The sequence below is a fragment of the Pseudomonas neuropathica genome (assembly GCF_015461835.1).
GTDB classification, from domain to species: domain Bacteria; phylum Pseudomonadota; class Gammaproteobacteria; order Pseudomonadales; family Pseudomonadaceae; genus Aquipseudomonas; species Aquipseudomonas neuropathica.
Genome location: NZ_JACOPX010000008.1, coordinates 92307 through 118773 on the forward strand (window position 1 = coordinate 92307; position 26467 = coordinate 118773).

At 59.7% G+C, this 26467-nt stretch carries 23 protein-coding genes; 15 read left to right on the forward strand and 8 right to left on the reverse strand.

Translation table 11 applies throughout. The features are described 5' to 3' along the window. Window positions 1–22: 22 nt before the first annotated feature. Window positions 23–991 (forward strand): tetratricopeptide repeat protein, encoded by a 969-nt coding sequence (locus H8F23_RS13170; RefSeq protein ID WP_194934654.1) that lies wholly within the window; start codon window positions 23–25, stop codon window positions 989–991. Window positions 992–1256: 265 nt separating this feature from the next. Here the strand turns inward: H8F23_RS13170 and H8F23_RS13175 are convergent, their stop codons facing one another. After that, window positions 1257–2069: a VanW family protein gene (locus H8F23_RS13175; RefSeq protein WP_194934655.1), complete on the reverse strand. Its 813-nt coding sequence runs from the start codon at window positions 2067–2069 to the stop codon at window positions 1257–1259. A 224-nt stretch (window positions 2070–2293) separates the two neighbouring features. Between H8F23_RS13175 and H8F23_RS13180 the strand changes: the two genes are divergently transcribed. Continuing rightward, window positions 2294–3097, forward strand: a complete 804-nt coding sequence (locus tag H8F23_RS13180) for a glycosyltransferase family 2 protein (protein WP_194934656.1) — start codon at window positions 2294–2296, stop codon at window positions 3095–3097. Between the two features lie 354 nt (window positions 3098–3451). Here H8F23_RS13180 and H8F23_RS13185 read toward each other — a convergent pair whose 3' ends face one another. From H8F23_RS13185 to H8F23_RS13215, 7 genes are all read right to left on the reverse strand, one after another. After that, window positions 3452–4036: a hypothetical protein gene (locus H8F23_RS13185; protein WP_194934657.1), complete on the reverse strand. Its 585-nt coding sequence runs from the start codon at window positions 4034–4036 to the stop codon at window positions 3452–3454. A gap of 85 nt (window positions 4037–4121) precedes the next feature. After that, window positions 4122–4319: a hypothetical protein gene (locus H8F23_RS13190; RefSeq protein WP_194934658.1), complete on the reverse strand. Its 198-nt coding sequence runs from the start codon at window positions 4317–4319 to the stop codon at window positions 4122–4124. 10 nt (window positions 4320–4329) lie between these two features. Then, the gene (locus H8F23_RS13195) at window positions 4330–4572 is read right to left on the reverse strand and encodes a hypothetical protein (protein ID WP_194934659.1); all 243 of its coding nucleotides are present in this window, start codon (window positions 4570–4572) and stop codon (window positions 4330–4332) included. Window positions 4573–4739: 167 nt separating this feature from the next. Beyond that, complete coding sequence (locus H8F23_RS13200) at window positions 4740–5807, reverse strand: lipocalin-like domain-containing protein (RefSeq protein ID WP_194934660.1); 1068 nt, start codon at window positions 5805–5807, stop codon at window positions 4740–4742. Beyond that, window positions 5797–8268, reverse strand: a complete 2472-nt coding sequence (locus H8F23_RS13205; RefSeq protein WP_194934661.1) for an FtsX-like permease family protein — start codon at window positions 8266–8268, stop codon at window positions 5797–5799. The genes H8F23_RS13200 and H8F23_RS13205 overlap by 11 nt, the downstream gene beginning before the upstream one ends. Then, window positions 8265–8918: an ABC transporter ATP-binding protein gene (locus H8F23_RS13210; RefSeq protein WP_099758613.1), complete on the reverse strand. Its 654-nt coding sequence runs from the start codon at window positions 8916–8918 to the stop codon at window positions 8265–8267. Before H8F23_RS13210 ends, H8F23_RS13205 begins: the two co-directional genes overlap by 4 nt. 174 nt (window positions 8919–9092) lie before the next feature. Then, window positions 9093–10790 carry a sulfatase-like hydrolase/transferase gene (locus tag H8F23_RS13215; RefSeq protein WP_194934662.1) on the reverse strand — a complete coding sequence of 566 codons (1698 nt, stop codon included), beginning with the start codon at window positions 10788–10790 and terminating at the stop codon, window positions 9093–9095. Between the two features lie 392 nt (window positions 10791–11182). On the opposite strand from H8F23_RS13215, the gene H8F23_RS13220 reads away from it, so the two are divergent. Genes H8F23_RS13220 through H8F23_RS13280 form a run of 13 tightly spaced genes read left to right on the forward strand, consistent with a single transcriptional unit; the run spans window position 11183 to window position 26424 of the window. Next, entirely contained in the window at window positions 11183–12535 is a 1353-nt protein-coding gene (locus tag H8F23_RS13220; RefSeq protein WP_194934663.1) for a UDP-glucose dehydrogenase family protein, read from the forward strand. Beyond that, window positions 12532–13569: an NAD-dependent epimerase gene (locus tag H8F23_RS13225; protein ID WP_194934664.1), complete on the forward strand. Its 1038-nt coding sequence runs from the start codon at window positions 12532–12534 to the stop codon at window positions 13567–13569. The genes H8F23_RS13220 and H8F23_RS13225 overlap by 4 nt, the downstream gene beginning before the upstream one ends. A gap of 18 nt (window positions 13570–13587) precedes the next feature. Continuing rightward, on the forward strand, window positions 13588–14334 hold the full coding sequence (locus H8F23_RS13230; protein WP_194934665.1) for a sugar transferase: 747 nt from the start codon (window positions 13588–13590) through the stop codon (window positions 14332–14334). Further along, a complete protein-coding gene (locus tag H8F23_RS13235) occupies window positions 14334–14981 on the forward strand; it encodes a CpsD/CapB family tyrosine-protein kinase (protein ID WP_093439152.1) in 648 nt (215 codons plus the stop codon). The genes H8F23_RS13230 and H8F23_RS13235 overlap by 1 nt, the downstream gene beginning before the upstream one ends. A 21-nt stretch (window positions 14982–15002) precedes the next feature. Further along, complete coding sequence (locus H8F23_RS13240; RefSeq protein WP_034152566.1) at window positions 15003–16028, forward strand: polysaccharide biosynthesis/export family protein; 1026 nt, start codon at window positions 15003–15005, stop codon at window positions 16026–16028. A gap of 16 nt (window positions 16029–16044) precedes the next feature. Continuing rightward, window positions 16045–17637 (forward strand): GumC family protein, encoded by a 1593-nt coding sequence (locus H8F23_RS13245; RefSeq protein WP_194934666.1) that lies wholly within the window; start codon window positions 16045–16047, stop codon window positions 17635–17637. Further along, window positions 17634–18725 (forward strand): glycosyltransferase family 4 protein, encoded by a 1092-nt coding sequence (locus H8F23_RS13250; protein WP_194934667.1) that lies wholly within the window; start codon window positions 17634–17636, stop codon window positions 18723–18725. Before H8F23_RS13245 ends, H8F23_RS13250 begins: the two co-directional genes overlap by 4 nt. Beyond that, window positions 18722–20092 carry an O-antigen ligase family protein gene (locus H8F23_RS13255; protein ID WP_194934668.1) on the forward strand — a complete coding sequence of 457 codons (1371 nt, stop codon included), beginning with the start codon at window positions 18722–18724 and terminating at the stop codon, window positions 20090–20092. The genes H8F23_RS13250 and H8F23_RS13255 overlap by 4 nt, the downstream gene beginning before the upstream one ends. Next, window positions 20089–21057, forward strand: a complete 969-nt coding sequence (locus H8F23_RS13260; protein WP_194934669.1) for a glycosyltransferase — start codon at window positions 20089–20091, stop codon at window positions 21055–21057. The genes H8F23_RS13255 and H8F23_RS13260 overlap by 4 nt, the downstream gene beginning before the upstream one ends. Then, on the forward strand, window positions 21050–22186 hold the full coding sequence (locus H8F23_RS13265) for a glycosyltransferase family 2 protein (protein WP_194934670.1): 1137 nt from the start codon (window positions 21050–21052) through the stop codon (window positions 22184–22186). The genes H8F23_RS13260 and H8F23_RS13265 overlap by 8 nt, the downstream gene beginning before the upstream one ends. Window positions 22187–22199: 13 nt before the next feature. Next, window positions 22200–23201, forward strand: a complete 1002-nt coding sequence (locus tag H8F23_RS13270; protein WP_194934671.1) for a polysaccharide deacetylase family protein — start codon at window positions 22200–22202, stop codon at window positions 23199–23201. Next, window positions 23198–24505 carry a lipopolysaccharide biosynthesis protein gene (locus H8F23_RS13275; RefSeq protein WP_093439482.1) on the forward strand — a complete coding sequence of 436 codons (1308 nt, stop codon included), beginning with the start codon at window positions 23198–23200 and terminating at the stop codon, window positions 24503–24505. Before H8F23_RS13270 ends, H8F23_RS13275 begins: the two co-directional genes overlap by 4 nt. Beyond that, the gene (locus H8F23_RS13280; protein ID WP_194934672.1) at window positions 24502–26424 is read left to right on the forward strand and encodes a hypothetical protein; all 1923 of its coding nucleotides are present in this window, start codon (window positions 24502–24504) and stop codon (window positions 26422–26424) included. The genes H8F23_RS13275 and H8F23_RS13280 overlap by 4 nt, the downstream gene beginning before the upstream one ends. The last annotated feature ends 43 nt before the right edge of the window (window positions 26425–26467 follow it).

Below are 26467 nucleotides of genomic sequence, written 5' to 3' on the forward strand. Positions count from 1 at the left end.
GAAAGTTGCAAGGAGCCACACATTGATTAAATTCGTATTAACCGTACTTCTATCCACCCTTTTTCCCTGCTCAGCTTTTGCGCAATTAACCCAAGAGCAGCAGCTAACAAAAGAAAAAGGACTAACTTTATATCAGCAAAGCGACTGGTATGACTCTCAACCTTTACTAGAGCGTGCTGCCATAGCCGGTGACGAGACAGCTCAGTATTACCTCGCAGAGGCAATTCGTCTGAGCAACCGATACACAACTGACGAAGCGAGAAAATGGTATGAAGCAGCAGCGAATCAGGGTCACCTCTACGCAATGTTGAGACTAAGCAGTAAAAACAATATTTGTTTCGACATGAAAGGCTGCGGTGGCAAAGGTGCAGACGAATGGCGTGAGCAAGTAATACAAATAGCTCAGGAACGAGCCAAGAACAACGACACTGAAGCGATGACCGTTTTATTTATCACCAGACAAGGGTTTAGTTGGCTGGAAATGGCCGCAGAGGCAGGTGATCCTTTAGCGCAAAATACACTCGCTGGAATCTACGATGACGGAGACGGATGGTTTCTTATTCCCGGTAGCCGCGATAAAACTATTCAAAAGTGGTACAAAGCCTCAGCTGAAGGTGGATATCCCAAGGCAATGTATCTTTATGCCAACTATCTATTCGAACATGATGGCAAGAAAGAAGAAGTTTCTTATTGGCTGAAAAAATCGGCCGAAAACGGTTATGCCAGCGCAGTCGGTAATTACGCTCTCAGATTAGCCCATTTGCCCAACGATCTAGACTATCCAAAAAACATGATTGAGGCTTATGGACTAGCCTATCTCATGTCGAAATTCGAGGGCGGCGGGACAGCAGGTGAAGATGGAAGGATGATACTGCCTGATATAGCTGAAAAAATGACGGAGCAAGAAATCAAGCAAGGCCTTCTATTCGCAGAGGAATGGAAAAAAACGCACCCACCGCTTTCTTATTTCGTCCCTGTTTATGGATACTGAGATCTCCTGGTAGTTAAAGAAAATCACCTCCCCGGAGCCGGGGCCTGATCCCGGAGCGGGCGAAGCTGCGGCTGGAGCGCTCTACGATCACCGACGGCGAGTGGGAACATGGGGGATAAACCACGTTTTCTTTCTTCTAGAAGTGGTCTCCCCTTGAATAGCCTCCCCGCTTACTCGGTAAACGACTAACCCGCCTAAAAATCCACGAAAAGCTGAAAAACAACACTTACGTCATCGAAGCTGAAACCCCGCATCCACAATGCATCTATTCAACCAGTTCCCCCGCCACTTCATACTTCACCACGACCCGATTCCGATAAAGCCTCTCCCTTTCCACCAACTGCCCCACCTGCCCTTTTTCCCTGACCTCTCGCCAAATCTCGTTCTCCCGATACACCCTTGCCCCCTCCCGCACGAACCGATGCGCCTCTTGAAACACGTGATAGCGATATTCCCTCACCCGATCACACAACAACTCCCCTTCGAGCTGTGTCTCGCCGACGTTCAACTTCAGCTGAAAGCTCCGATCCGTCGGGTTGTGCAGCACCAGATCAACGTAGTTGTAGAAAATCGCCGCCCCGGACCCGAACGGCAGCACCCGCCCCTCATCCGGAAACGGGTCGAAGCTGTGGTTGGAGCGTTCGACCACCACCAGCGGTGAATGAATGGCCATCCAGTGGATCAGGTTGCTCAGTTGGCAAATGCCACCGCCTACTCCGCGTCGTGCCTCACCGAAGGACAGTTCCATGCCTTCAACGTAGCCGCGCTTCAACGTCGGGCGGCCAACGAGGCGGCAGAAGGAGAAGTGTTCGCCGGGGGCGATGATGACGCCGTCGATGGCGGTGACGGCGAGTTTGAGGTTGATGACTTTGTTGTGTTGCAGGGCGAGGTCGGAGTCGCCGAGTTTGCGGATGAGTTTCGAGGTGTGTTTGAGGTAGCGAAATGGCAGGCGCTCGGCTGCGGCGACGGGGCGTGCGTAGCGTTTGCTGGAACAGTGCCAGGCAATCTGGCGGAACAGTCTTTTTTGCCACACGCGCAGCCAGTACAAGGCCGGGTGGTAGAGGGAGAGTGGTTTCATCCGTTACACAACGGCGCGCGCCGTTTCTTCCTTGAACAGTGAGGGGGGCGCGCATTTTATCCGGTAATGACCGGCAGCACCCCGTGCATTTCGTAAGATCAGCCGCCTCTCTTCGGCATACATCTACCGTCACATCCGCAAATTAAGGTTCGACTAAGGTTGCCTCGCTACGATCGCAGCCACGAAACCCTGTCGCCCTTGAATCGCAGATGAGTCCTTCCGACATGAAAGCGTTTGATTTACCAACCCAGCCAGCGTCGAATTTCAGCCTTGTCTTGGTAAATTACAAAACCCCGGACATCACCCGTATGTGCCTCGAGCTTTTGCGTGAGCACGTCCAGGAGCAGCGCATTCCAGTGTGGGTGGTGGATAACGATTCGGAGGATGCCAGTCTCGATTACTTGCGTTCGCTCGACTGGATCAACTTGATTGAACGGCCTTCCCCGGGCAAGGAAGTCGGCCATATTGCGCACGGCAAGGCGCTGGATCTGGCACTGGAAAAAGTCGACACCGATTATTTGTTTCTGTTGCACACCGACACCTTTGTCTACGACAAGGAAGTGTTTGCGATGATGATGCGTGAATGCACGAAAAACCCGGATATGGCCGCAGTCGGTTGTGTAGAACAACTCAATCGCGGGGTTGTTCGTGACACTTGGCGATTAACTTCGCGTTTCTGCAAGCACTATGTACGTAAAGCTAAAGTACGTCTTGGCCTGCGCTCGAAAATGCCGAGACCCTACAAAGAAACTCATCTGAAAAGTTTCTGCACATTGTGGAATGTCCGTCTGATGAAGTCCTTGGGCCTGCACTTCTGCATGGATGAGCAGGTTCCCGGTTATGCGCTGCAAGATCGAATGAGCAGCCTGGGCTATGGCATCAAGTTCCTGTCACCGCGCAAGATTTTCAGCTATCTGGATCACATTCAGTCAGGAACCGTCGCGGCTGCCGGTACCTACGGGGAAAATCACCGCAGAACAAAAATGTATCAGGCCACGCTGAAGCGCTTTCAAGGGCAGCAAGGCTAGCCTGCGGCGCGCACCTCGGTTTAATTTCCGACAAACAAAAAGGGCGACTATCAAGTCGCCCTTTTTGTTTGCAGAAATTGTATACATTCACTCCGAAGAGGTGTTCGCCCAGTGTAATGGCCTGGCAATCCATGCACCGGTAAAGAGCCCTGACACTGGGCGAACGGGGTGGATTTTAATAGAAGTTGGCGCTTATGTCCTCATTCTTGAATATGAAATTTATGTACGGAAACGTTAATAGATATTTATCGGCGATTCCTTTCATGAAACTTTCAATGAGGTCAAATCACACTAATAGTATGACTACTCTCATACAAAAACTGTACAAGAGCAGTCACCCTGTAGAGTTAAAGCTCAACTTTCGTGTTGACTGGTCACTTTTAAGATATCGGTGTAAGTGACAATAACGCTCTGCCCTTCTTTCAGATCTTTCAGTTTGGCCTGAATTTCAGGCTTTTTCACGTCGAGAACTTTCGACACGCCCGCCGGGTTTTGCAGGGTCACCTGATTTGTCTTCAAATCAATTTTGGTGATTTTCAATTGCACCTGAACCTGACGGTACGCTTCGCCACCCGGGTTATCGCTGCCCGGAGCCTTACGCAACTCACCGGTACGTTCGGTGGTACCAGGCAGACCTTTATCCACATCGGTGTCGAGGTAAGCGGCGACAGAACGCTGAACCTGGATGGTGACCTGATCGTCGGCCTTCAGATTGGCGAGGTTTTTCGCCTTGTCGCTGAGCTGAATGTGAACCGGCTTGCCTTCGGCACCTTCGAGCACAACCTGGTGGTTGGCGGCATCGACGGAGATCACTTTGGTGGTGACCTGATCGGCTTCAACAGTGGCAGACAGCGGGATATCGGCAGCCAGAGCGCCGAAGCTGGTGGCGGACAGTACGGTTGCGAGGGTGATGGCCTTGGCCAGTGCGTCGAGCTTCATAATCAATACTTTCCCTGTGATGAATGGCAGCGCTCGCCGCCGAATCGACTTCGGCGACGAGCGTGCCACTGAGCATAGACGCAGTTCAGGGCTTGGCTTTGGTTTGTGACGGCGAGCTTTGTTGCTTGGCGGTGTCTTGCGCGGTGGATTCGCCGCTGGGCGTGCCATTGCCATTGTTTTCACGCTGTTTCGGATCGGTGGGCCGCAGCGCGTCGTTGTCACGTTCGATCTCGCCAGGTGGCCGGGGTTCGTCGGGGTGTTCGCCTTGGGTGATGGGTTTCATGGGGTTGTCCTCAGGCTTTGGGGTCGTCGAGTTCACGGGCGACGTTGATCGCCGGCGAGTCCTTGTGCAGATCGTCGGCCTTGGCGCGCAGGAGTTGCCATTGCTCCAGGTCGATGGCGCCCTGGCCAAGCAGGTCGTCGGCGATGCGCTGCAGGTCGAAGTAGTGGGCGTCGGGGGATTGCTGCCAGTAGGTTTCGTCGTCGAACAGACGCTGCCAAGTGGTCATGTCTGTGGGTTGCAGGTCGTCGCTCATGGCCAATCCTCGACAGGTTTCTCTATAGAGGACAACACAGCAAGCCGAGTTCAAACCGATCCATTGTAGGAGCTGCCGAAGGCTGCGATCTTTTGATCTTGTTTTTTAAAAGCAAAATCAAAAGATCGCAGCCTTCGGCAGCTCCTACAGGGATTTGCGGATACCTTTCAGTACCCGGTCATTTCCAGATAGCCCCGGCCGGGATGGCTGCCGCTGATGTGCACCGGGCCTTCCCAATAGGGGATGCGCAGGTTCATCCAGGCATTGGGGTTGAGCGCGTCGAGGCTGATGTCGAGGTGTTTCTCGGGGATGCTGATCGACCATTTTACGGGTAACGACTTACCGGCAACCTGGGCAGTGGTTTGCGGGGTGAGCTGGATCTGCGAGCTACTGAGTGTTTGCGTCTGACCGTCGGCAGCAATCCAGGTACCGGTGAGATACGGCGCGCCATCCTTCTGGCGCATGCGGTACAGCATCACGTGTTCGCCACTGTCGAGGTGCAGGGAAAACCAGTCCCAGCCGGTTTGATTGGCGGTGAGAGGCTGGCTGCTCCATTCGCGATCGAGCCATGCCGGGCCGCTGACGGTGTAGCTCTGTCCGTCAATCTGCAACGTGCCGCTGGCCTGAAAAAACGGCTGACTGTAGTAATACGACGCCTGACCTTCTTCGGATTTCTGGCTGAAGCCCTTGTCGCCCTGCAACACCAATGGGCGGCTGGAAGTGAGGTGCAGCTGATAGGCAAAATCCTTGTCGCGAGCGCTGAGTTGCAGGTCGCTCAAGAGATCCTGCGCCTGACTGGCAAACCGCCAATCATCGATCCACGCCTCGAACGGCGCCAGCCGCACGCCGGCCTGCCCTACTCCACCTCGGGCGTAACGTTCGGCGGCGTGGTGCACCGTGCAGGAAGTAACCGCCGCGTGCCCCAGCCAGATCGTCTGGTTGCCCCACCCTGCCGTCTCCGCCACAGGTTTTAAAGCGCTGCGAAACAAGGTCCACTGCACGCCGAACTCATTGCCCTGCTGATCCTTGAGATTGGCGGTGACGTACCACCACTCGATGCGAAACCCCTCATGCGCGCCATGATCCGCCGGAAAACTGAACACCCGCCCCGGCACCACCGGCGTAAACGCCAACGCCTGATCGCCCATTCCGGCGAAGCCCTTCTGCTCCGGCGCCGATTGATCGCAACCGCCGAGCAGCAGCAAAACCAGCAGCACAAAGCGGTTAATCCTCATGGGCAAAAGTCCTCAGCAGATCCGCCGGTTGCGTGCGGTACAACGAGTACAGCGGCCATGCCGACGCCAGCAACGTCGCCAGCAAAGCCAACCCCATCAACTGCAGCAATTGCCACGGAAACACCCGCAACGGCAGTCGCCAGCCAAACGCCTGCACGTTGATCACCGCATCCAGGCACCACGCCAATGCGATCCCCAGCGGCAACGCTAACACCAGCGTCAGCACCGCCAACAGCCAGGTCTGACCAAGATTGAGCAGCATCAATTGCCGCCGCGTTACGCCCAACGCCCACAGCGGTGCGAGTTGACCGAGGCGACTCTGGCTTTGCGTCAGCAGGCTGATGAACAGCGCCACACCCGCCACCGCCAGGGTCAAACTGTTCAACGCCGCCGTCGCCGCAAAGGTCCGTTCAAAGACTTGCACCGACCAGCCCTTGAGCCGCGCCTGATCAACGATGCGACTGTCATCGAGTTGAAAACGCGTCTGCAATGCAGCTAAAAATCCCGGGATGCTCTGCGGCTCGATGCGCAGATTGAAACGGTTCGGCGTCAGTTGTGGCCAGCCGCGCAGCAGGTGATGGATGTTGACCAGCAAGTGGCCCTTGGGATTGCCGTAGTCAGCGTAGATGCCAACGATGCGCGGCGACCATGGGCCATTGGGTGTCGGAATCGCCACGTGTTCACCCACGTGCAATTTCAGGCGTCGGGCGATTTGCTCACTGAGCATCACCGCATCATCCGTCGCGAGATGCGCCCACGGATCGCCGCCAACGGCATCGAGCAGCGGCCAGTGCTGACGATAATGCGCGTGATCGATGATGCCGAACACTTCGGCCGGCCAGCCCTGCAACGTCACCGCGACCTGCCAGTTGGGCAGAATCGCCGCGATGTTCGGCTGCTGCTTTAGCCAGCTGTACATTTCCCGCGACTGTGCCGGATTGCTCGGGTTGATATACAGCTCGGCGCTCAGGCGTTGTTCGAGCCAGTCATCGAAGGTCTGGCGAAAACCGGCGGTCATGCTGCCGGCACCGATGTTGGCGGCGAGCGCCAGAAGCAACGCCATCAGCGCCAGGCTCAGTGCCGGCAATTGCTGACGACAATCGGCAAGAAACCACTGCCCCAGCACCGAGCGACTGCGCCCGAGCAACTGATTCAGCAGCGCGCTGAGCAACACCGGCAAAGCCAACGCGGCGCCGATCAGCAACCCGGCCATCAGGACAAAACCGCTGGCCAGACTGTCACCCCAGATCAACGCCACCAAGGCCAGTAAACCCAGCACTGCCGCCAGCCAACCTTGTCGACGCAGCCAGCGCGCATATTGCTGATGCCAGGCTTGCGGATCCGCCACGGCCAACAACGGCAAACGGGCGGCGCGCAGCAGACTATTGGCCCCGGCCAACAAAGCCCCGAGCAGGCTCAAGCCGATGCCGCTGAACCACCACCACGGACTGAGGCGCAACTGCCCCGCCACTTCCGCGCCATATAAACCGCGCAAGCTGGCGGCGACGTCCGGCAGCAAGACACTCGCCAACCAATAACCGCTGATCACACCGAACAATCCGCCGATCAGCGCCAGCACACCCAGTTCGAAGATCAGACACACGATCAACATCCGCGCGCTGACCCCGCAGGCGCGCAACGTACGCAGCAGACCGCGTCGTTGCTCAAGAGCCAGGCCAATCGCGGCGTGGACGATGAACAAGCCCACCACGAAGGATAAAAAACCCAAGGCATCGAGATTCAGGTGAAAGCTCTCGGTCAGTCGCGTCAGATTGTTTTCCTCGCCACTGCTTTTGAGCTGCAACTGACCTTTGAACGCGGCGGGCAACTCGCCGTGGAAATCCTTGGGCAACAACAGCCGCGACAATTGCCCGGGTTGTTCCAATAGGGTCTGCGCGACGCCGATGTCGACCAGCAACAGGCCGGGCGCCATGTCCTTTTGCGCGAGCAACGGTGGCAAGCGCAGTCCATTAGCCGTTTGCGGCGTGTCGCCTTCGCGCAGACCCAGCGCTTGCAAGGTTTCCGGTGAAATCCAGGTACTGCCCGGTGGCGTGAAGAACTCGACGACACGCTCAATCGGCAGCGCCTGCCCGGCCACTGCGGAATCGGCCGGCAATGACACCGGCTCGATGCCCATCAGTTGCAGGCGCTGATCTTCATGGCCCTTGAGCAGCAACCGACCCTGCAGCAGCGGAGACACCGGCCAGCCCTGTCGGCGCAGGTCAACGAACCATTGCTGCGTGAACGTCGCGCCGTTCGGCGTACTGAGACTGGCCTGGGGTTCGCCGCCGATCAACTGGCTGGCCCGCGCGTAGCTGTCACGCGCCTGACTGTTCAGCGCCTCGACGCCAGTGAGCAGACTGGTCGCCAGCCACAAGCCGGTCAGCACGCTGAAGAACTGCACCGGATGGCGCTGCCAATGGCTGAGCAGCGCGCGCAGGGTCTGACGGAAAACGATCACGTCAGCCGTCCACTGGACAACACCACTCGCTGCGCCAATCGGGCCGCGACGCGCGGGCTGTGGGTAACCATCAACAAAGTGGTTGGCGTGTCATCGAGCAATTCCAGCAACAGCCGCAGGACTTCGTCGCTGGTGGCTTCGTCGAGGCTGCCGGTGGGTTCATCGGCCAGCAGCAATTTCGGCTGCGACGCCAGCGCCCGGCCCAACGCGACCCGCTGCTGCTGGCCACCGGAAAGTTGCTCGGGATAACGCTTGAGCAAATCGCCCAGGCCCAGACGCTGCACCAGATGCGCCTGCCAACGCGGCTCATGGCGCCCGGCCAGGCGCGCCTGAAAGGCCAGATTGTCCTCGACGCGCAAACTGCCGATCAGGTTGAACTGCTGGAACACCAGACCGATTTCCGTCCGCCGCCAGTTCGCCAGTTGCGCTTCGTTCATGTTTTCCAGCCGATGCTCGCCGCTGCGAATGCTGCCGCTGTCGACTTTGTCGAGACCGGCCACCAGGTGCAGCAAGGTGCTTTTGCCACTGCCGGATTCGCCCATCAGTGCCAGGCTGCTGCCGGATTCCAGCGTCAGGTCGACGCCTTGCAGCACCGGCAATGGGCCTTGCGGGGTGAGATAGCTTTTGAAGACGTTTTCAACACGAAGCATGCCGCCACCTGATCGGTCAGTGTGGGGCAAGGATAGCGGATGGCGATGACCGACTTGAACTCAGCGTTGAATTGACCGGCCCCTTCGCGAGCAAGCTCGCTCCCACAGGTTGATCGCGTTCCAAATGTAGGAGCGAGCCTGCTCGCGAAAGCGTCAACCCGGACAAGCTGAAACTCACTGCCCCGCCGCCACACTGGTGGGCGCCTGCGACGGCGTGACAATGCTGCCCAGATCAATATGCTTCCACTCAGGCTTGGCCCCCAACCGTGCATTGAAGCGGTAGTTGAAGGTGAACTCATCCGCCGTTGGCACCGTCAGCGGCTTGCCGTACAGCGCCTCAATCCCCGCCAGGTCATAGCCCATCAACTGCAGCAACGTCGGAAAGATGTTGTAGTGGCTGGAGCGATCCTTGTTCGCCGCCAGTTGCGCCGACCAGTCCAGTGTCTTCAGATCGCTGCCCTGAATCACCACCAGCGGCACCAGCCCCTCCTCCTCCACCGGATCGCCACCGCAATGGGTGTTCAGGCCCGGATTACCGCGCTCGTGTAAATCCTGGCCATGATCAGACGTATAGATCAGCAACGCATTGTTCAGATTGCCCTGGGCGAACACCCGCGCAAAGAATTCGCCGACATTCCACAACACGGTGTTCTTGTAGGCGTTGCGATACAGCACCCAATCGTCTGGCTGGCCGTTGAAACCTGTGCGTTCGCCGGTATCGGCCACCTCGGTGAACTGCCCGCGCGGCAAGGTCGGGCGGTAGGCCATGAACGCATCCGGGTATTTGTCGTGCACCGGAAAGTGCGCGCCGACCTTATTGATCACCACCAGCTCTGACTGGTCGTCGTTGAGCAATTCGATGAGCTTCGCTGCCGCCGCCATGTCGCGATCGCGCACGCTGGTCTGGTCGAATTGCACGAACTGGTCGATGTCCTTCTTCTCGGTATCAGTCATCAGGTTCTGCAGATTGCCAGCCGTGCGCTGGGCATCGATGTATACCGTACGCAGCCCGGCCTTTTTTGCGTACTGCCAGATCGACGGCAGTGTGCTGTTGATGCGCATGTAGTCAGCACGGGTGCCGCCGTAACGCAGGGTCACGTTGGTGTCGGCGCTGCAATTGGCGATGGACGCGGCGTAGCCATAATTGAAGATGTCGACACCGGGATGCGCCTGCTTGAGGTTGCTGTGCACGCCGAACGGCGCGTTGATGTCCAGATAATTGCCGGAGATGCTTTCATCGATGATCAGCACAATATCGTGACCGACGGCTGGCGAGGTGCGCGTCAGTGTCACTGGTTCGCGCGGGCCGACGGTGTTGTGCAGCGCTTCGTAGGCAAACAGGTTCAGGTAGGCCAGCGGCGTGTACATGATCGGCAAACCCCGGGCGCCCTCACCCGCACGCAAAAACAACACCGTACTGAGCAGCAACACGCCGCACAGCGGTGCCGCCACACGCAACGCGTTGGGAATCGACAAACCGTGGCGAGGCTTCAGACCGATGCCGAACAGCAACAGCAAACCACTGAGGGCGCCGTGCAGGATCGCGTCTCGATACTGGTACGCCGCTTCCTGGATGAAGCCGCCGGAATACACCAGCGAGACGAAGCTGCTGTAGCTCAGGTAATCCGCGGTGACGCGGGTATATACATCAAAAAATACCGCCGAGGCGAACATCGCCAATGCGAATAAATGTCGTATGAGGGTTTGCCGTATATAGGCCGTTAGATATAACGCTAAAGTAAGCGCCAAAAACATCGCGCCAAAAAGAAGTACAGCAAAACCGAAGCCGATAGCATTTAACCGATCAATGTAATATTCGGAATAAAGCAGCAAATAAATAACTAAAAGCAGTTCTTTCAGATATCGAAACATGGCAATTCCGGTCGGGCAAAAACCGTAAAGGGTCAAGAGTTTGTCGGTCAAAATCTGACACTAGCACCCGGCCATCAAAGCGCAAGAAATGGCTGACTTTCTGACAAAGCGTCAAAAAACCGATGACTCAAATCTGACACACTCAAGTTGCTGAAAGCCTTTAAATTCGCGGCCTTCGACCGTCCATCGTTTTCTTTGAAATGTGAAAAAAGCGTCAAGCACGGGACAAATCCAGCAATAGCAAGCACTTGATGGCCAATCGCCCCCAAAATTGGGGCTGTTATACAGGTGCAACATGTCATTTTGCTGACACGCGTTTCAAACCCTGCGCTATACCCCTTTTGACAGTCTCATTTCGAACTTCTTCTTTCCGCTCTATCGAGGGTGCGCAGATGGACGTGAGCGTATTTGGCACGGGCTATGTTGGATTAATACAAGCCGCCGCACTTGCAGATGTCGGTCATCGCGTTTTATGCGTGGATATTGACCCAAACAAGATTAAACAACTGCAACAAGCGGTGCCGCCAATTAGCGAGCCAGGTTTGTCCAGCACTCTTGAAGAGAACATCAAGGCCGGCCGTCTGCTGTTCAGCACCCAGGCCAGCGATGCGGTCGAGCATGCCGAGCTGATCTTCATCGCCGTCGGCACCCCGGCCGATGAGGACGGTTCTGCCGACCTCAGCCACGTGCTCAACGTCGCCCGGCAAATCGCTTCGCACATGGAGGCCGATCGCACGCTGATCATCAAATCCACGGTGCCGGTCGGCACGGCCGATCAGGTGCTGGCCACCGCCAACAGCGAATTGCAGCGCCGCGACAAGGCAGGTCTGACCGTACGGGTGGTCTCCAACCCTGAATTTCTCAAGGAAGGCAGCGCCCTCGCCGACTGCATGCGCCCGGACCGGATCATCGTCGGCACCCGTGACGACGCAGCTCGCGAGCAGATGAGCGAGCTGTACGCACCCTTCTGCCGCAATCACGAAAAACTGATGTTCATGGACAACCGCAGCGCCGAACTGACCAAGTACGCCGCCAACGCGATGCTGGCCACCCGCATCAGCTTCATGAACGAATTGGCCAACCTCACCGAGCTGCTTGGCGCCGACATCGAAGCGGTGCGCAAAGGCATCGGTTCTGACCCGCGCATCGGTTACCACTTCATCTATCCGGGCTGCGGCTTCGGTGGCTCGTGCTTTCCCAAAGACCTGCGCGCGCTGCTGCACACCGCTGAACACAACGGCATGCCGTTGAAACTGCTGCGCAGCGTCACCGACGTCAACGACCTGCAGCGGCACATACTCTTCAGCAAACTGAAAGCGCAATTCCCGCAAGGCCTTGCCGGTAAGTCCATCGCGATCTGGGGCCTGGCATTCAAACCCAACACCGATGACATGCGCGAAGCGCCCAGCCGCTACTTGATGGATGCGCTGTGGGCCGAAGGCGCCAGCGTGCAAGCCTATGATCCGGAAGCGATGTCCGAATGCCGGCGCCTCTACGGCTACCGCAACGATCTGCACCTGTGCGCCACCCGCGACGACACCCTGGAAGACGCCGACGCACTGGTGATCTGCACCGAGTGGAAAAACTTCCGTGTGGTCGATTTCGAATTGCTCGCCGAAAAGCTGCGTTCGAAGGTGATCATCGACGGCCGCAACCTGTACAACCCGGAACAAGTGGCGGCCGCTGGCCTGCACTACAGCGGCATCGGTCTACGTCACATTGCCCCTGAAGGACTACGGCCATGAAGGTGCTGGTCACCGGTGCGGCCGGCTTCATTGGTGCCCATTGCGTGTTGCGGCTGCTGCGCGACGGGCATTCAGTGGTCGGTCTGGACAATTTCAACGCCTACTACGACCCGCAACTCAAGCACGACCGCGTGCAGTGGGTGCGTGAGCAGGCCGGCGATTTCCAGCTCGTCACGGTTGACCTGGCCGATGCCTCGGCCATTGACGCGCTGTTTGTCCGCGAACGGCCGCAAGTGGTGATTCACCTCGCCGCGCAAGCCGGGGTGCGTTACTCGCTGGACAATCCCAAGGCGTATCTGGACAGCAACCTCAACGGTTTCCTGAATATTCTCGAGAGCTGCCGGCATCACCCGGTCGAGCATCTGATCTACGCCTCGTCGAGCTCGGTGTACGGCGCCAACCAGCACACGCCGTACTCGGTCAAGGACGGCGTCAATCACCCGCTGTCGCTGTACGCCGCGACCAAGAAAGCCAACGAGCTGATGGCGCACAGTTACAGCCACCTGTTTGGCATTCCCTGCACCGGCCTGCGCTTTTTCACCGTGTACGGGCCTTGGGGCCGGCCAGACATGTCGCCGATCCAGTTTGCCCGGGCGATCAGCGAAGGCGAGCCACTGAAGCTGTTCAACTATGGCGAGCACCAGCGCGATTTCACCTACATCGACGACATCATCGAAAGCATCGCCCGCCTCACCGAATGCCCACCGCACGCCGACCCGCACTGGGATCGCGAGCAGCCCGACCCGGCCAGCAGCATGGCGCCGTGGCGGCTGTTCAACATCGGCGGGCAGCATCCGGTCGAGCTGAAAACCTATCTGGCGCTGATGGAAAAACATCTCGGCCAGAAAGCCATTGTCGAGCTGCTGCCGCTGCAACCGGGCGACGTGCTCAACACTTGCGCCGAGGCCAGCGACCTGGCCCAGGCCACCGGGTTTCAGCCCCGGATCGAGCTGGATGAGGGACTTGCGCGATTCATCGCCTGGTTCCGCGACTACTACCCCACTGCCTATCGCCCACGCGCCGCTCGCGGCTGAATTAATGCGGAGGACTCCATGACTGGACATGAGAAAGGTGTGCCGATCCAGGAAATGCGCCGTGACAAGCGCGTTGACCCCGAGCACCGAATGCGTCTCGACGCGGCGATTCATCGCCAGGGTCGCGGCTGGTTCACTGGCCGCGACGGCGGTCGCCCATGGCAACTGTCACGCACCAACCGCGTGGTCGCCTGCCTCGGTGCGCTTATGATTCTGGTGCTGATCTCGCCACTGCTGCTGGGTCTGGCACTGGTCATCAAGTTCAGCAGCCCAGGGCCGGTGATGTTCGTGCAAAAGCGCACCGGTTACCGCGGCCGCAAGTTCGGCATGTACAAATTCCGCACCATGGTCGCCAACGCCGAAGAATTGAAAGAGTCGCTGCGCCACCTCAACAAGCACGGTGCCGACGCCATCGATTTCAAGATTGACCAGGACCCACGCATCACCCGCATCGGCGGTTTCCTGCGGCGCACCAGCCTCGATGAACTGCCCAACCTGATCAATGTAGTGACCGGCGACATGCGCCTGGTCGGCCCTCGCCCGACCTCATTCAACGCTTACCGCTACAAGGACAATCACCTCGCCCGTCTGGCGATCTACCCCGGCATGACCGGCCTGTGGCAGATCTCCGGACGCAGCAATATCGACTTCGACCAGCGCGTTGAGTTGGACCTCAGCTACATCGCCGAGCAGAGCCTTTTGCTTGATCTGAAGATTCTGTTGAAAACCCCCTTCAAAGTATTCAGCGGCCACGGAGCAAGCTAATGGACGGTTCAACCAACAAAAGCCTGAGCATCGCCAATCCCAGCGAATCGAACCTGACCTCGACCGTGCTGGATCTTGATCTGCGGATCCTGTTCCTGACCGCCGCAAATCCCGGCGCCGGCACCACCACCAGTGCCCTGGCGCTGGCCAGCCAACTCGCGCAAATGAGCAGCGGCCAGGTGCTGCTGGTCGATGCCAGCCAGTCAGCGAGCAACCTCACCCAGCAACTGAACCTGAGCAAGGAGCGCGGCCTGCGCGACCTGCTGTTCAACCCGGACAACCCGCCGCTGTTGCAGGACTGCGTGGTGCAGGTGTCGAGCCTGCCCTTCCATGTGCTGCCCAATGGCCGGCCGATCCGCACCATGGAACACCTGACCGCCGAGCGCCTGAGCCCGTTGCTCGATCAACTGGGCAGCCAGTACCGCTTCGTGGTGATCGACGGCGACGCGGTGTATTCCGCTGCCGACACGCTGGTCATCAGCACTCAGGTCGACGGCGTGGTGTTTGTCGTACGCGCCGAAGACACCCGCTGGGAAGCCGCCCAGGCCGCCGTGCAACGCCTGACTCAGGCCGGAGCCAAAGTGGTCGGTAGCGTGTTCAACCGGCGCAAGTACTACATGCCCAAATGGCTTTACAAAAACCTCTAAGCGAACGCGAAGGATGACGCCATGAACGCCAAGATTCTTGTGCTGCTGATGCTGCCGCTTGCAGGCTGCTCGAGCACCTCCGAAACCCAGAACATGCCGGTGAATATTCTCACCGCCACCCCGGCCAACGCCCAGGCCACTGATATGCCGAAGATCGAGCAGACCCTGCGCCCGCAGGACGTGCTCGACGTGATCTTCCATATCAGCACCAGCGGCTCGGACGCCTACCGTGTGCAGTCGGGTGATCAGATCGGCCTGAACTTCACCGCAGCCAGCCAGCTCAACGGCAATCAACTGGTGCTGCCCGACGGCACCATCGAACTGCCGGGCGCCAACACCTCGGTGAAAATTGCCGGGCTGACCAGCGATCAGGCCCGCGAAGAAATCCAGCGTGCCTATCAGCGCAAGCAACTGTTCCAGCCCAACCGCAATCAGCTGACCGTGCAAATCATCAGCCCGCTGACCAATGAGCAGAACCTGAAAAGCGCGCTGAACCACCCGGCCACCGGCATGAGCCGCGAGATCACCGTCGGCACTGACGGCTACGCAAGTTTCCCGGAAATCGGCGCCGTGCCGCTGCAAGGCATGACCGTCAATCAACTGGAAACCTTCCTCAACCAGAAATACGCGCAACTGCCGGGCCGGATGACCGTGGACGTGCTGCTGAAATCCACCGCCGGCAACGAAATCTATGTGCTGGGCGAAGTCGGTCAACCGGGTTCCTACCCGATCCGCCGGCCGGTGTCGGTGCTTGAAGCACTGACTCTGGCCCGTGGCACCAACGTCAAGGCGCGCCTGGATTCGGTGGTGATCATGCGCCGCAATGGCAATCAGGTGCAGGCGGTGCATTACGACGTCGAAAAAGCCTTGTCCGGCGATGCCTCGCAAATCGCTTACCTGCAACCGGACGACATGCTGTTCGTGCCAAAAACCAAACTGGCCAGCGCCGGCGAACTCGCTCGCCAACTGGCCGATGTGGTGCTGTTCCAGGGTGTCGGGTTCAGCTTCGGCTACCGCGTCGACAACAAAGACAGCAACAACAACTGACTCTCAGGTGACCGACATGAATCCAAAGGAAAACTACCTGCATGAGTTCTTCAGGATCTTCTTCGCCAACAAACAACTGGTGAAACGGGTCTTCCTGATCTTTGCAGTCATCGCCCTGCTCCTGCCGCTGGTGCTCAAACAGAGCTTCGATATCACCGCGCAGGTCATCGTGCAGTCGAAAAAACTCTCCCAGGGTGACGCCACCACGTCACTCACGGTGGACAACGCCACGTTCATTCCGCCGTCGCTGGCGGACATGGAAACCGAGAGCAATATCCTCCGCTCGCCGGCGCTGATCCGTCAGACCATCAGCGAACTGCGCGACAAGGGTGAATACACACCTTCGCCGGGCATCTTCAGCAAACTGGTGGCCGAGCCGTTCAAGCGCTACGTCAGTTCGCCGCTGCGCCAGTACGTGATCAACCCGGTGCGCAACGTGCTTGGACTTGAGACTGATCCGGTGCGTGACACCGCGCTCGACGCCTTCACCCAGCAAGCCATCGATAGCCTGAAAATCGAGACCCTGCCCGGCTCCAACGTGATCTCGATCATCTACAGCTTCCCCGATCCGCATCAGGGCACGACGTTTGTTTCAGCCTTGCTGCAGAACTATCTGTTCAGCCGTCAGGCCTTGCAGTCGATCGACTTGCCGCAGTCCTTCTATGAGTCGAAAAAGCATCTCTACCAGGTGCGCCTCGACGGTCTGGAAGGCAATCGCCAAGCCTTGCTGGAAAGTGTCGGCTCGTCGGATCCGAAGGAAGAAATCACCTTCCGCCTCAACGCGATCAACACCGAAGAGCAAGCCCTGAACCTGTATCAGGATCGCCTGTTGCAGAGCCAGCGCTGGCTCGAATACCTGAAAACCGCGTTGGCTGCGGCCAGCAACAACAAGCTCAACGACTACACCTTCCCCTACACCTTCACCACCACCGTCGACAACGTGGCGTTCGAAGATCGGGAAATCAAACAGATGGGCGAACAACTGACCACCCAGGTCAGCCGCTACATGAATGACCTGGCGGTGTTCCAGCCCGGCAGCGAACCGATGCTGCTGACCCGCGAGCAGATTGCTCGCACCCGTGGCCAGTTCCTCAAAGTGGTGAGCAACCGCATCCAGGAGCGCACCAACGATCTGGCGGTGGTCAAGCAAGTGATCGATCAGAAAACCGCGCGCATCGCCGAGTTCAAGAACCGCATCCACGAGTTGCAGCAGACCCAGAGCAAGCTGCGGCAGATGGACACCGAAATCGATGCGCTGCACGCCGCCTTCTCGACCTACGCCCAGCGTTTCGCCGAAAGCAGCACCACCGGCGCGCTCAACGACGATCTGTCCAACGCCCGGGTGCTCAGCCCGCCGTTCGAACCGACCGAAGCAGCGTTCCCGAAACCGGGCCTGATCATTCCATTCGGTTTGTTCACCGGGTTGTTGCTGGCGATTGCCCTGGTCTACGTGCGTGAGTTCTTCGATCACCGCTTCAAACACCCGGCGCAAATCAGCCACGAACTCGGTCTGCCGGTGCTGTTGGTGATCAACGACCAGAACGCGCTGCCGAGCAATCCGCACAAGAACTGGACGGTGCCAAGCTTCCTGCACTGGGTGCGCAATTGAGCACCGCATCCTCCCCGACTGCCGCGCTGCCGATCATTCATTTGCTCAGCAGCGGCGGCTTCTATGGCGCCGAGCGCATGTTGCTGGATCATTGTCTGGCGACACCGGGTCAGCATCAGGTGCTGTTCCTCGACGCGCCGCCTGAACTGATCGCGCGCTTTCGCACGGCCGGGGTCGACTGTCGCGGCTGCGCCGGACTCGGAGAATTGCTGCAGTACCTGCGTCAGCGCCGCAGTGAAAAACCGCTGATCAATACGCACAACTTCAAAGGGCTGTTGTTCGGTTGGGTCGGCGCAACCCTGATGCGACTGCCGCTGGTGATCACCCAGCACGGCTTCACACCGCGCAGTCGCAAGCAGAAGTTCTACACCTGGCTGAGTCTGCAACTGTGCCGCACGGCGTCGGTGGATCGGGTGGTCTGCGTGGCGGAAAGCATCGCCGCGCTGCACCGTCAGGCCAGCGTCCGCGCGGAGAAATTGCAGGTGATCCCCAATGGTTTGCCAGCCGCTGCGGCGCTGGTGCCTGACGCGGATCGGCAGCGCTGGCTGGTCGGTTACGTCGGCCGCTTGAGTAGCGAGAAAGGCCCGGATCTGTTTCTTGATGCGCTGATTCCGCTGTGTCACCAGCATCCACAACTGGATGCGGTGATGCTCGGTGACGGCCCGGAACGCGAAGTGTTGCAGACGCGGATCGACAATGCCGGTTTGCAGCAACGTATTCGTTTGCCCGGTTATCAGATCGCCATGCAACCGTGGTGGCGGCAACTCGATGCGCTGGTGATCAGCTCGCGCACCGAAGGCACACCAATGATTTTGCTTGAAGCCATGCAGGCCGGGGTGCCGGTGGTGGCGTTCGGCGTCGGCGGCATTCCCGATGTGCTCGAACACCGGCACAACGGCTTACTCGCCACACCGGCCGACTGCGCCGCCCTCGCCCGTCAGCTCGACACGTTGCTGAGCGAGCCGAAGCTGGCCCGGCAACTGCGCGACAACGCAAAACGCACACAACAGGATCGCTACGACCTCAAGGCGCTCGCTGAGCGCTGGTCGCAGCTGTACATCCGCACGGCACGGGAGGCACGCGCATGATTTTCCCGCTCTCGATCGTCAGTCTGCTCGGTCTGGTCTGCATCGGTTTGCTGGCCAGCCCTTATCCGTTTCTGGCGCCGGGGGCGGTGCTGGGCCTGGTGGGTTTTGCGGTGTTGTACCGCAAGCCGACCTGGGGTCTGCTCGGCATTGCCGCACTGGTGCCGTTCGAGGGCTTCTTCAAGGACACGTCGTTCTCCGGCAGCAAGCTGATCGGTGCTTCACTGGCGGTAATCCTGATGCTGCAACTGGCGTTGCACCAGATTCCCTCGGAGCGTCTGCGCAGCAATATCTGGCGCTTCCTGATCTGGTTTCTGGTGCTGTACTTTCTGAGTTTGCTCAACACCGATGACCTGGGCATGTCGCTCGGCCACCTGCGCGAGCTCAGCGTCGGTCTGATTCTGTTTGTCATCACCCTGTTGATCGGCCGCGAGCTGAACCTCGATCTGTTCGCCCGGCTGGTCACCCTCGCCGTCAGCACCACCTGTGCGATGGCAATGTTCTCGACCAAATTTCAGGATCAGGGTCGCGCCGCCGGACTGCTTGAAGACCCCAACGCGTTCGCCCTGCTGATCGCCTTTGCCATTCCGCTGGCGCTGCTACTGGTAATCCGCAGCCCGAACCTGCTGCACCGGTTGTTCTGGGGCGGTTGCTGCCTGCTGCTGTTGGGCGGCATGACCAAAACCGAATCGCGCTCCGGGCTGGTCGTATTGGCGCTGAGCCTGCTGATCGGCTGCTGGCATTACCGCACCCAACTGACGCGGATTCGCCCGCGGCATCTGGGCTTCGCCATGCTTGGCGCGGCGATCGTGATTCCGCTGGCGATCTACGCGATGCCGGCCGGTTATATGGCGCGCATCCAGTCCCTGAGTATTCTCAGCGCCGGTTCCAAGGCTCAGGACGAATCCCTCGGGCGCCGCGCCTCGTACATCGTCGTCGGCAGTCAGATGATCCGCGAGAACCCGCTGCTCGGCTCCGGCCCCGGCACCTTTCCGCTGCACTACGCGACCACTGGTTACGCCAAGGCGTTTTCGGCCAACCGCAAAATCGGCGACCTCTATCGACGCGCGCACAACACCTATCTGGAAATCTTCAGTGAGCTGGGAGTACCTGCCGGGCTGTTGTTCGTCGGCATGCTCGGCCTCGGTCTGTACAACCTGATTCGCGCACGCGCCGCGTGGATGTTGCGCCGCGAATGGCATCAGGCCGACATGATGACCCACCTCGGTGTGAGCTTTCTGTCGCTGACCTTGTTCCTGATGTTCCTCAGCGCACCGAACCAGAAATACGTGTGGATCATGCTCGCCATGACCAGCGTCCTGCGCCTGAAAGCCGAGCAGGCGCCCCTGAGCACGGAGGCAAAGGCATGAGCCGCATCAGCATCGTCATCCCGATGTTCAACGAGGCGCGGCACATTGGCCGCACCTTGCTTGCCGCGCAAAAAGCTGCCCACGCGGCCAATGTCGAGTGCGAGTTGATCGTGGTCGACAACGGCTCGAGCGATCAGGGTCCGCAGATCGCCCGCCAGTTCGGCGCGCAGGTGCTGGTGCAGCCGGGTTTGTTGATCGGCGCCCTGCGCAATCGCGGCACGGCCGTCGCCACGGGTGAATGGCTGGCGTTTATCGACGCCGACATTGAAATGCCGGAGAGCTGGCTCAAGCCGTTGTTCGACATTGAAGGCAGCGGCCAGGCCGATGTCTTCGGCCTGGATCTGCACACCCCCGCCGAAGCGCCGTGGTACGCCACAGCCTGGCAACGCCGCACCGCGCGCGCTTCGTCGCAGGCGTCCCACGTCGTTGACTGGCTGCCCAGCTCAAACCTGCTGATGCGCCGGGGCTGGTTCGACAAGGTCGGCGGTTTCAACGAAAGCCTGCGCACCGGCGAGGACAAGGAATTCACCCTGCGCCTGCACGAACAGGGTGCGCGGTTGCTGTCGATCAACGACAACGTCGCCCTGCATTGGGGTTACGAAATGAACTGGCGCGAATGGATGGGCAAGGAACTGTGGCGTCAGGGCAGCCATCTGCAATTGCTGCGCACCCACGGTTTCAGCCTGCGCCTGCTGCGTTTTCCGATGCTGTCGCTGCTGGTGTGGTTGCTGGACTTTCTGGCGATTTCAGCGCTGCTCGACGGCTTTCCGCATCACGCGATCGTCATGGTCAGCCTGACATTGCTGCCAGGGCTGGTGCTCAGCCTGCGCCAAAGCTTCAAACACCGGAACATCGGTCTGACCCTGCAACTGTGGGGGCTGCACTGGGTGCGTCTGCACCTGGCCGGCGCCGCGTTCATTTTGAGTCTGTGTCATTGGAACGCCAGGAGGCCTGCCCGTGGCTGAATTCATTTTCTGGATGTGCCTGTTGCTGCCGGTCTACGCCTATGTGGGCTACCCGCTGCTGCTGACGATTCTGGCGCCGCTGTTCCCGGCCTGGCGTCACACGCCGGCGCCGCCATTGAGCGTCAGCATCGTGATTGCCGCGCACAATGAGGCGCGGCACATCGAACACAAGTTGCGCACCTTGCTGGCGCAGGATTACCAGCCGGCCTCGCTGCAGATCATTCTGGCCAGTGACGGCTCGACCGATGACACGGTGGCCTGCGCACACAAGGTCGTTGATCCGCGAATCACCGTCCTCGATCTACCGCGCCAAGGCAAAGCGGCGACGCTGAATGCCGGCGTGGCCCTCAGCACCGGCGACATTCTGGTGTTCACTGACGCCGACAACCAATGGTCGCGCGAAACCCTTGGGTATTTGCTCGCGCCACTGAGTGATCCGAATGTCGGCGGTTGTGCCGGACACATGGTGATTCCGGTCACCGGCGGCGGCTTGAGCGTCGGCGACAGCCTCTATCGGCATTACGAAGGCTGGCTGCGCCGGGTCGAGAACCGCACCGGCTGCATGGTTTCCGCCGACGGCGCCCTGCTCGCCTTGCGCCGCGAGTTGTTCCAGAACGTGCCGGCCGAGGTCAACGACGATTTCTTTATCAGCACCTGCGCACCGGTGGCGCACAAGCGCATCGTCTACGTGCCTGAAGCGCAAGTGATCGACCATGGCGTGGATGAGGCGGACAAGCAATTCCGCCGCCGCCAACGCGTCACCGTCGGCGGTCTGCAAAGCCTCGCCCAGCGCCGCGAGCTGCTCAATCCGCTGAAATATGGCCTGTATTCGATTGCGTTGATCAGCCACAAACTGATCCGCCGCCTGGCGCCGGTCCTGTTGCTGCCGTTGCTGCTGAGCAACTTCTGGCTGTGGGACGACCATGGTTTCTACCGCCTGGCCCTGATCGCGCAATTGTTTGGCTATGCCATCGCAATTGCCGGTTTGCTGGATTCGCAACACCGCTTGCCGAAACCCTTCCGCCTCGCCGCGTTTCTGCTGGTCACCCTCGCCGGGATGAGTCTTGGCCTGTGGCAGTTCCTGCGCGGTCAGCGGTATGCCCAGTGGAATCCGGAACAGAACCGTTAAGAGGACCGAAGCCATGGCGATCAAACAATTACTCAAACGCACCAGTGGCTGGCTCTATCTCAACTCGTCCATGGGCCGTAACCAATTGCACGGCGCCGGGGTAATCCTGATGCTGCACCGGGTGCTGTCGAACGACCGCGCAGCCGATCTGCCGCACCGCAACGAACTGTGCGTCGGGCCGAAAGCTTTCGAGCATTTGCTGGTGTGGCTGCGCAAGCATTTCGATTGCGTGCCGCTGATGGAAATCCTTCAGCCCAACTCACTGCGTACCGAACGTCCAAGGGTGGCATTGACCTTCGATGACGGCTGGCGCGACAACGCGGTCAACGCCTTCCCGCTGCTGCAAAAACATCAGGTGCCGGCGAGCATTTTTCTCTCCACCGATTTCATCGGCAGCCGTCAGCGCTTCTGGTGGGAAAGCCTTGGCGAAACCCTCTGGGGCAGCCATGGCGACAAGGCACGGATGCATCTGATCGAATGCCTGCACGCCCTGCATCACCCTCTGCCAGTGCTGCTGGATGACATCGACGTCGACCGTCGCAGCCTCGCGCTGCTGCATTACCTGCAAGGGCTGAAATCGATTGACCCGCAGGAGCTGGAGCGCCTGACCGATGAATGCCCGCAGGAGTCGCAACCGCAAGCGCTGGACTGGCATCAGGTGCGCGCGCTGGAGGCGTCCGGGCTGGTGCGTTTCGGTCCGCACGGCGCCAGTCACGCCATCCTCACCGGTCTCGACGATGTGCGCCTGAGCGAAGAAATCAGCCGCAGCCGCGATGCGTTGCACAACGGCTGCAACCGGCCGTTGCCGGTGTATTGCTACCCCAATGGCGACAACGATGAGCGCGTGCGCGAACAGATTGCCAATCACGATTACCCGTTCGCCCTCGGCACCGGCACCGGCATTTATCGCGGCGAAGGCGATCCGCTGAACCTGCCGCGTTTCGGCGTCAGCCAGCGCACCGCGCGTAATCCGCAACTGCTGTCGTGGCGGATTTTTCGCGGGGCGCGGCCATGAGCCGAAGCAATTACCTCAAGCATCTGGCGCTGAGCATGGGCACCAAACTGGCGATGATCGCCTTGCGTTTGCTGCGCAATGTGTTGCTGGCGCGGATTCTCGGGCCGAGCGAGCGCGGGCTGTTTGCGTTGCTCAGCACGCTGCCGGATCTGATCAGCGCCGCCACCAGTGGCGGCTTGAATTCGGCGGTGGGTTATCAGGCCGCCAAGCAGCGGCCGATGGGTTTGTTGCTGAGTCAGGTGTTGGTGTTCGGCTGTTTGCTCGCGGCGTTGCTGACCTTGCTGGTGGTGGCTTTGGTGCGTGAGTTTGGCACCGAGCTGGATGTGACGATGCAGCTCGGTTTGCTCGCTTGGCTGTTGTTGCTGGCAGTGCCGCTGACCGTGCTGAAAAGCGGTTTGCTGACGTTGCACAACGCCTCCGGTGGCGTGGTCGCGTTCAATGCCTTGCGCCTGGTCGAGTCGCTGGCGCCGCTGTTGCTGTTTCTCGCGCTGTTCTGGATGTGGCAAAGCGCGGCCCTGGAAGCGGCGCTGATCAGTTGGCTGGCCGGCATCAGTCTGGTAGTGCTGGTCGGTTGGGTCTGGCTCAAACGCGCACAACCGTTGCAACTGCAATGGGACCGCGCCAGCCAGAACGAACTGCTGCGCTACAGCGCGCGCAGCCATCCGGATCTGTTGTTCCAGCAAGTGATCCTGCGTTCGGATTACCTGTTTATCGGCGCCCTGCTCGGCAGCACCGCCCTCGGCCACTACGCCATGGCCAGCGCCGCCGCCGAACTCCTGCTGATCGTTCCGGAAGCAGTCACCACGCCACTGATGAAACGCCTGCTGCAGCAAGACGAAGGCATGGACAAGGTCACGCCGCTGGCCCTGCGCCTGACCGCCACGGTGATGCTCGGCGCGTGCCTGACCATGGCGGTGATTGGCGAATGGCTGATCGTCACCTTGTTTGGTGCGGCGTACCAACCAGCGTATCCGGCGCTGCTCGCCTTGCTGCCGGGGCTGTTGGGTCTGTGCTACGCGAGCATTCTGCGCCTGGACCTCTTGGGCAAGAATCGTCCCGGCACGGTGTCGTTGCTGATGGGCCTCGGTGCCCTGCTCAATCTGGCGCTGAATCTGGTGCTGATTCCGGCTTACGGCATCGTCGGCGCGGCGGCGGCTTCGTCGATTGCCTACCTGGCGGTGACCGTGGCAATGCTGGTGCTTTACTGCCGTTTGAGCGACGTGCCGTTCTGGCAAACCCTGATCATCCTGCCGCGCGACGTCACACCGATGTGGCTGATGTTGCAACGCCGGAAAACCGCATGAAAGGCCTGGCCCTGCTGCTCGGTCTCGGCCTGTCGCTGGACGCCTTCGCGACGTCGATGCGCTGGGCCGAGATTCGTGACGGCAGCCTGTATCTGCAAACCGATCGTCCGGACACGCTGACCGTGCGCTGGACGCCGGCGTGGCAGGCCGATGCCAATGAAGAGCATCTGTATTTGCTCGATGGCCAGGGCAAACTGGCAGGTGATCGTTTTATAAAGGCCAGTGAAATTCGTGGCAGTCAAAGCTGGCCGCTGCTGCCCGGCGCGGCGAGTTATCGGCTGGAAATTCCCGGCTACAGCTTCCGCAATTATCGCGTCGAACATGACGAGCACACGGTCGCGCTGTTCGCCCCGGCGAAAGTGCATTTCAGCGTCGACACCCGCAATGGCGACGAATTGTATTTCAAGGTCGCGCCGGGTGAACACGCGGTGCTGGCGGGCAAGTTTCACGGAGGTGTCAGCGGGTTGCAGGCACAGCGGGTCGGCGCTGAGCAGCAACTGACGCTGGCGCTGAAACCCTATCGCGCCTACTGGCAGTTCGATCAGGTTGCCCTGCCCGTCAGCGAGCGCGAGCAAGTCTGGCGCTTGCGTCTGCAAGGCAGCGGCAAAGCGGCGTTCTGGCTGGATGGCACGGCCAACCTGTTCGCGCAGAACCCGCAGCAACTGAAAGCGCTGCGTGAAGACGCCGGTCAGACGCATCTGGTCTTGCACGACAAAGTCCTCGGACGTACGCCGGACCTGGGCATCGCCCTGCCCTACGTGATGCCGCCACCCGCCAGTCACGCCGCGCTCGATGCGCTGAAACCGACGGCGGCGAGTTACTACAGTTTTGTCGACGTGACGGCGAAAAATCCGCAGTTCGAAGATGCGTTCCGTCAGGTGTATCAGAAGCGCTTCGGTATCAGGCAGGACATCACCTTGCTCGCCGGCAGTCAGCGCCAGGCTGACTTGCGCGCCGATGTGCAAAGCAACGGCGGACTTGATGCGTGGTTAGCCAGCACCCGAGCGCTGGGTGGCAAGGGCACCCACTACATCGGTTTTGCCGACGAGCCGAACCTCAACTACTCCAGTTATGCGCAGTATCAGGCGATTTTCACCAGCATGGCGCGGCAGGTGCGCAGCGATCCGGCCAATGCCAAGGCCGGCGTGCGCATCGCCATGCCGGCCAGTTCGCGGCTGGTCAACGGGCCATTTGCCAATAATGCGGCAGACAAACGTGGCATCGACTGGGCGCGGCGTCTGCTCAGCGAATCCGGCGATCAGGTCGATGCACTAGCGTGGCACGAATGGATGATCCGCGACCTGCTCGCCACGCGTGTCTATCGCGACAGCGTGCGCCGCGCGGCCGAATTGGTTGGCCTCGATGGCAAAGGCCAGCCGCGCAAAGCCTTGTTGCTCGACCAGACCAATCTGTCCAGCGGCTCCAGCCTCAGCCCTTATGATCAGGAAACCCACTACACCTCGCTGTGGTGGGCGTCGGTGGTGATCAACGCGTCGCAGGATGGCTTGTTGACGATGCTCAACTGGTTCCAGGCCGCCGATGAGCCGCAGTACCCCAAGGGCATGCTGCGTGTCTCGGCCGATGAACAACACTTCGAGCTGAAGCCGGTAGGCCTGGCCCAGCAATTCATAGCCCAACACTGGCTGCATCAGGTGCTGTGGCTGGAAAACGATGCCTTTGAAGTCGATGTGCTGGCGATGGCCGACGACGATCAGCGCGTCTTGCTCGGGGTAAATAAAGGCACTCGGCTGCAACGTGTAGACCTGGCCGGCGCCAAGTGTCCGCTGAACAACGGCGCCCTGCGCTACTTCGGTGCTGACAATCGCAGTCGCGACGCGCCGTTTACCTGCCAGGACGGGCGTGTGCGTTTCGAGCTGCCGGGGCAAACCCTGTTCGCCCTCGGCTGGAGCGCTTCATGAACCGTCCGTTGATGTTCAGCCGCGCAAGCCTGTGGCCGCGCGA